The following is a 5,324-nucleotide window of genomic DNA, read 5'->3' as shown; positions in this document are numbered from 1 at the left end:
GCCGCCATCCAGGGGAAGTGAAGCGATTCATCGACAGGCCCTCGGTATCGGTGCACGGCATCCGTCCGGGTGCCGTGGGTTTTCAGGTAAAGTATCTCGACGTCAAGATAAACGCCGATTTATCTCGACGTCAAGATAACTGGTGAGCCGAGGAGGGTTAATCAATGGATCGAGCCGCGCATGCGCTCGCGCAATGGCGCGCCGAGCGTCCGGATCTCGACGCGTCGTCGATGGTCGTGATGGGGCGGCTGCAGGAAGCCGCGCTGGTGATCGCGCGCGACCGTCTCAATCCGCTGTTTGCGCGCTACGGGATGCAGCCGGGCGAATTCGACGTGCTCGCGACCTTACGGCGCGGCGGTGCGCCGTTCGCGCTGACGCCGACGGCGCTGTACGACGCGCTGATGATGTCGTCGGGCGGGATGACCGCGCGCATCGACCGGCTGCAGAAGGCCGGCTGGGTCGAGCGCCGGCCGAACCCGGCCGACGGGCGCGGTACGCTCGTCGCGCTGACCGAAACCGGCCGCGCGCTGATCGACGACGCCGTTGTCGCGCACATCGACAACCAGCGCACGATGCTGGCCGCGCTGTCGGACGCGGAACAGGCGCAGTTGTCGCGATTGCTGGAAAAGCTGCTGGCGGGGCTGGAGGAAACGGCGCCGGAAAGTCAGGGCCGGAAGTAGCGCCGCGTGGCGCGATACGAACGCGCCAGGCGGGCGGAAAGACACGCCCGCCGCGCAATGCGGCGGGCTGGGCAGATCGCGGGCCACCCGCCCGCGCTGCCGGTCAGCCGCGCGCCGGGATGTTGAGCCCGCGCGCGACGGCCGGACGTGCGACGAACGCGTCGAGCGCCCGCGCGACGTGCCGGAATTCGCTGAAACCGACGAGATCGCCCGCTTCGTAGAAGCCGACGAGGTTGCGCACCCACGGGAAGATCGCGATGTCGGCGATCGTGTAGGTATCGCCCATCACCCACTTGCGGTTCGCGAGATGCGCGTCGAGCACGGCGAGCAGGCGCTTCGATTCGGCGACGTAGCGGTCGCGCGGGCGCTTGTCCTCGTAGTCGCGGCCGGCGAACTTGTGGAAGAAACCGACCTGGCCGAACATCGGCCCGATGCCGCCCATCTGGAACATCACCCACTGGATCGTCTCGTAGCGGCCGGCGAGATCCTTCGGGATCAGCTGGCCCGTCTTGTCCGCGAGATAGATCAGGATCGCGCCCGATTCGAACAGCGGCAGCGGCTTGCCGTCTGGGCCGTTCGGATCGATGATCGCCGGGATCTTGTTGTTCGGGTTCAGCGACAGGAACGCGGGCGACAACTGGTCGTCCGTGTCGAAGCGCACGAGGTGCGGCTCGTACGGCAGGCCGGTTTCCTCGAGCATGATCGACACCTTGACGCCGTTCGGCGTCGGCAGCGAGTAGAGCTGGAGACGGTCGGGATGCTGGGCCGGCCACTTTTGCGTGATCGGGAAGGCGGACAGGTCGGGCATGAAAGTTCGCTCGTCGACGAGGTGGGTGAACCGCGCCCCGCCAACCAGTCGCGTGCCGCGGGCGGCATCGGCGGGGCGCGCCGAAAAACGCCCACTGTAGCCGATCCTCGCAATCGATGCAGGCGTCGGCCGGGAGTCGCACCCGGGCGCCGCGTCGCGCCTGCCGCGTCAGCGCACCGCGTCGTCAGAAATTGTGCCGCAACCCGACCATCGCGGCCGTCGTGCCGACGCCCGGCGCGACCGGCTGTCCGTACACGAGCATCTGGTCCATCGTGCCGCGGTTGGTCACGTGGCCGACCTGCGTATAGACCATCGTGCGCTTCGACAGGCTGTAGTCGGCGGTCAGCACGACCGACGTCGACTTGTTCGCCGAGTTGTTGCGATCCTTCAGGTAGTACACGGCGGACGCGACCTGCAGCGCCGGCGTGAAGCGATAACCGACGCCGGCCGACAGCATGTCGAGGTTCACGCGGTCCGCGTGTGACGGATTTCTGCCGTTGCCGTACGACGCCGACACCGAGAAATCGTGGATCGTGTATTTCGCGCCGAAGTACATGAAGCGGTTGTTGTCGACGCCGGTCGGCGCGACACCCGGCGCCGGGTTCGTGTCGTGGCCGTTGTAGTAGAGCGCCGACAGGTTCAGCCCGTAGTTCGCGTACTTGAGTACGACCGATTCGCGCGTGCCGCCCTGGAACTGCCCGGCGACGCCGCCCGGCGCGTATTCGAGCGCGATCGACGCGCCCGCGAACACCGGCGACTGGTAGACGAGCGCATTGCTGTCGTACAGCGCGCCGATCGCGCCGTTGGTGCTCGTCCCCGGCCACCCGGCCGCGGTGTTCAGGCCGAGCCACGCGGTCAGCACGCTGCCGAAGAACTGCGCGTTGCGCACGTCGGTGTCGGCCATCGCGTAGATCATCGGCACGATCTGGCGGCCGGCCGTGAACGTGCCGAACGGGCCCGACACGCCGAGCGATGCGATCTGGTTGAAGATCGCGACGGCGCCCGGCGTGTCGCTCAGCTGCAGCTTGCCGGTGCCGCTGTCGAACGAGCCCTGCAGCTTGAAGTTGACCTTGTAGCCGCCGCCGATGTCCTCGCTGCCCTTGATGCCCCAGAAGCTCGAATAGATGCCGCCGTCCTTCATGCGGAACACCTTGCCGGTGTTCGGCGCGGTCGGGCTGAACGACGCGGCCGACGTGCTTTGATACAGCAGGCCCGTGTCGATCACGCCGTAGAGCGTGACGGAGGATTGCGCATGCGCGAGCGCCGAACAGCCGGCAAGCGCCGCGAGCGCCGCGAGCGCGGCCAGTTTCGTCTTCATCGAAGTCTCCAGGATCGTAGTGGACCGCACGGGATCGAGCCCGTCCGGGTAAAGCGGGGAAGCATCGAGGCAGGCGGGAAGGCGTGACACGCGACGCCGCTGCGAGCCGTGCGGAAAGACTACGCAACGGCGGGCGGCCGCTCCCCCCCACGCGCGGGGGGCAGGGTTGCGGAGGATCGAAGGGGGTTGTGGCGACGCTGCCGCGACGGGCGGGCGGACGGCGCAGGCCGGTCAGGCCGTTGCAGGCAGCCTCAAGCGGCCATCAAGGCGCGCTTTCGAGCAGGCCGAGCACCAGCGCGCGGCGCACCGCGTGCTTGCGCGAGCTGGCGTCGAGCTTGCCGAACAGGTTCTTCAGGTGCCACTTCACGGTTTCCTCGCCGACGGCGAGCGCCACCGCGATCTCCTTGTTCGACAGGTTGCGCGCGAGCAGCTCGAGGATCGCGCGTTCCTTGGGCGTCAGCACGACGCTCGGCACCGCGCGCGGGCTGGCCGCGCTGCGCGGCGCAGGCGGCACGATGCGAGGTTGCGGCAGCGCGTGGCGCGCAGAGCCGTCGCCGGCCGCTTCGTCGCCGACGCGGCGCGCCCAGTCGGCAACGGCCGGATGCGCGTCGGCAAGCGTGCGCGTCAGCCCGAACAGGTCGGCCAGGTTCATCGCCTCGTCGAGCAGCGCGCGGCCGCCGCCGCCCGACTGCTCGCACGCGAACGCGCCGAGCGCCATGATTTCGATGCGCGCGCGGCCCATGTTCATCTCGCGGGCCAGCACGGCGGCTTCGTCGAGGGCCGCACTCGCGTCGTCCCAGCGGCGCGCGGCGAGCGCCGCGCCTGCGTGCGCGGTCGCCTGCAGCAGCACGACCGGCCGCCGCCACAGCGGCCCGTGCAACGGAAACTCGACGGCGGCGATCGCGTCGATGCGCTCGACGAGCGCATGGCAGGTCGCCTCTCGATATCGCGCCGCGTGAATCCGCACCTGCTCGGCGAGGCTCGCGACCGACAGGCGCGGCAGCCGCCGCGCGACGCCCATCGCATCGAGCGCCTCGAGCAGGTCGATCGCGCGATGCTCGACGCCGCGCAGCAGCGCGATGCGCGCGGCGGTGCGGTAGCCGAGCAGCACCGTGTCGGGGATGCCCGCGTGTTCGAGCACGTCGAGCCGGTTCGCGAGCAGCGCGGCGGCCTGGTCGATGCGGTCGGCCTCGTAGGCGATCGCCGCGCACATCGCCGCGAGCATGCAGGTCAGCGGATGGCGGCGCCCGAGATCGGCTTCCGCGCGGGCCAGCGCCGGCGACAGCACGTCGTCCGCGAGCCGGATCTGCCCCTCCCACAGATAACTGAGGCCCGTGATCAGTTCGCCCCAGCGCGCGACGTAGCCGAACTCGGCCGCCGTGTCGCCGCGCGGCGCGGCCTGCTGGAACCGGCGCGCCTGTGCCGGTTCGCCGACGATGATCGCGCGCGCCGACAGCCGGTTCGCGTGCATCTGGGCCAGCCACGTCGCCGCCGGCGGCGTGAAATCGGCCCACGGTTCGAACAGCTCGACGAAGCGGTCGATTTCATCGGCGTAATACGCGGCCGCGCTGAGGATCAGCGCGCACTCGTAGCGCATCGCGGGCGGCGTATCGGGCGCCGCGAGGATGCCGGCGATCTGGCGCTGCGCCTCGACATGGCGCTCGCCGAGTGCAAGGGCCCAGGCCACCGCGATCCGCAGCGTCGGGCGTTTGTCGAGTTCGGCATCCGGCAGCAGCGCGAGCCAGTCGAGCACGTCGTTGATGCGGCCCTGCTTGATCGCATCCTCGAGGCAGCGCTGCGCGAGCGCGTAGGCAGCCTCGAACTGGCCGGCCGCGTACGCGTGGCGCGCGGCTTCCTCGGTCATCCCGTGCGCGTCGAGCCACGCCGCCGCGCGCGCGTGCAGCGCGTTGCGTTCGGCGTCCGGGCCCGTGGCCAGACGGTCGCGCAGTGTGTCGCGCACGAGCGGATGCAGCCGGCACCAGTCCGAATCGTCCGACGCGATGAACAGCGGCGTATCACGCGCGAGCCGCGCGAGACGGTCGGGCGCGGCGGCATCGTCGAGCAGCGCGGCGCACAGCGACGGATGCAGGCGATCGGCGACGCTCGTGCGCGTCAGGAACGCGGTGTCGTCGGCCGACAGGTTCGTGAGCAACAGTTCGACGAGCCGGTCGCGCGTGCCGTCCACGCGCGCGCCGAGCGCGTCGACCGCCTGGCGCGGATCGGCCGAGCGCGCCATCGCGGCCATCGCCAGCTGCAGCCCGAGCGGCCAGCCGTCGACGCGTTCGAACAAGCGCGCGCACGCGTCGGCGTCGACCCGTTGCGCGAAGCGCGCGCCGACCAGCGCGATCGTCTCGTCGAGCGTGAAACGCAGCGCGTCGGGGCCCGCGAGCGTGCATTGCCCGCCGGCCAGCAGGTCGCCGGCCGTGTGATCGAGCCCGCGCCGCGCCGCGACGACGACATGCAGGTTTTGCGGCGCGTTGTGCAGCACGTAGGTCAGCGCATCGAGGCCGGCGACCTG

At 70.2% G+C, this 5,324-nt stretch carries 4 protein-coding genes; 1 reads left to right on the top strand and 3 read right to left on the bottom strand.

The window, feature by feature from the left end:
• Nucleotides 1–164: 164 nt before the first annotated feature.
• Nucleotides 165–680: a MarR family winged helix-turn-helix transcriptional regulator gene (locus VL15_RS36965; protein WP_048251809.1), complete on the top strand. Its 516-nt coding sequence runs from the start codon at nt 165–167 to the stop codon at nt 678–680.
• A gap of 103 nt (nt 681–783) precedes the next feature.
• Here VL15_RS36965 and VL15_RS36960 read toward each other — a convergent pair whose 3' ends face one another.
• From VL15_RS36960 to VL15_RS36950, 3 genes are all read right to left on the bottom strand, one after another.
• The gene (locus VL15_RS36960) at nt 784–1,488 is read right to left on the bottom strand and encodes a glutathione S-transferase N-terminal domain-containing protein (RefSeq protein ID WP_048251807.1); all 705 of its coding nucleotides are present in this window, start codon (nt 1,486–1,488) and stop codon (nt 784–786) included.
• Nucleotides 1,489–1,672: 184 nt separating this feature from the next.
• Nucleotides 1,673–2,806 (bottom strand): porin, encoded by a 1,134-nt coding sequence (locus tag VL15_RS36955; RefSeq protein ID WP_048251806.1) that lies wholly within the window; start codon nt 2,804–2,806, stop codon nt 1,673–1,675.
• A 262-nt stretch (nt 2,807–3,068) separates the two neighbouring features.
• Nucleotides 3,069–5,324 (bottom strand): LuxR C-terminal-related transcriptional regulator (locus tag VL15_RS36950; RefSeq protein ID WP_048251804.1); only part of this gene is annotated, 2,256 nt, incomplete at its 5' end.

Origin of the sequence: Burkholderia cepacia (assembly GCF_001039005.1) — a bacterium.
Lineage (GTDB): Bacteria > Pseudomonadota > Gammaproteobacteria > Burkholderiales > Burkholderiaceae > Burkholderia > Burkholderia theae.
This window is presented reverse-complemented; position numbering and strand designations above follow the sequence as displayed.

What these genes read in the sequence shown, in the direction of transcription:
- VL15_RS36965 (WP_048251809.1), top strand. Translation starts at nt 165, where the DNA reads ATGGATCGAGCCGCGCATGCGCTCGCGCAATGGCGCGCCGAGCGTCCG.
- VL15_RS36960 (WP_048251807.1), bottom strand. Translation starts at nt 1,488, where the DNA reads ATGCCCGACCTGTCCGCCTTCCCGATCACGCAAAAGTGGCCGGCCCAG.
- VL15_RS36955 (WP_048251806.1), bottom strand. Translation starts at nt 2,806, where the DNA reads ATGAAGACGAAACTGGCCGCGCTCGCGGCGCTCGCGGCGCTTGCCGGC.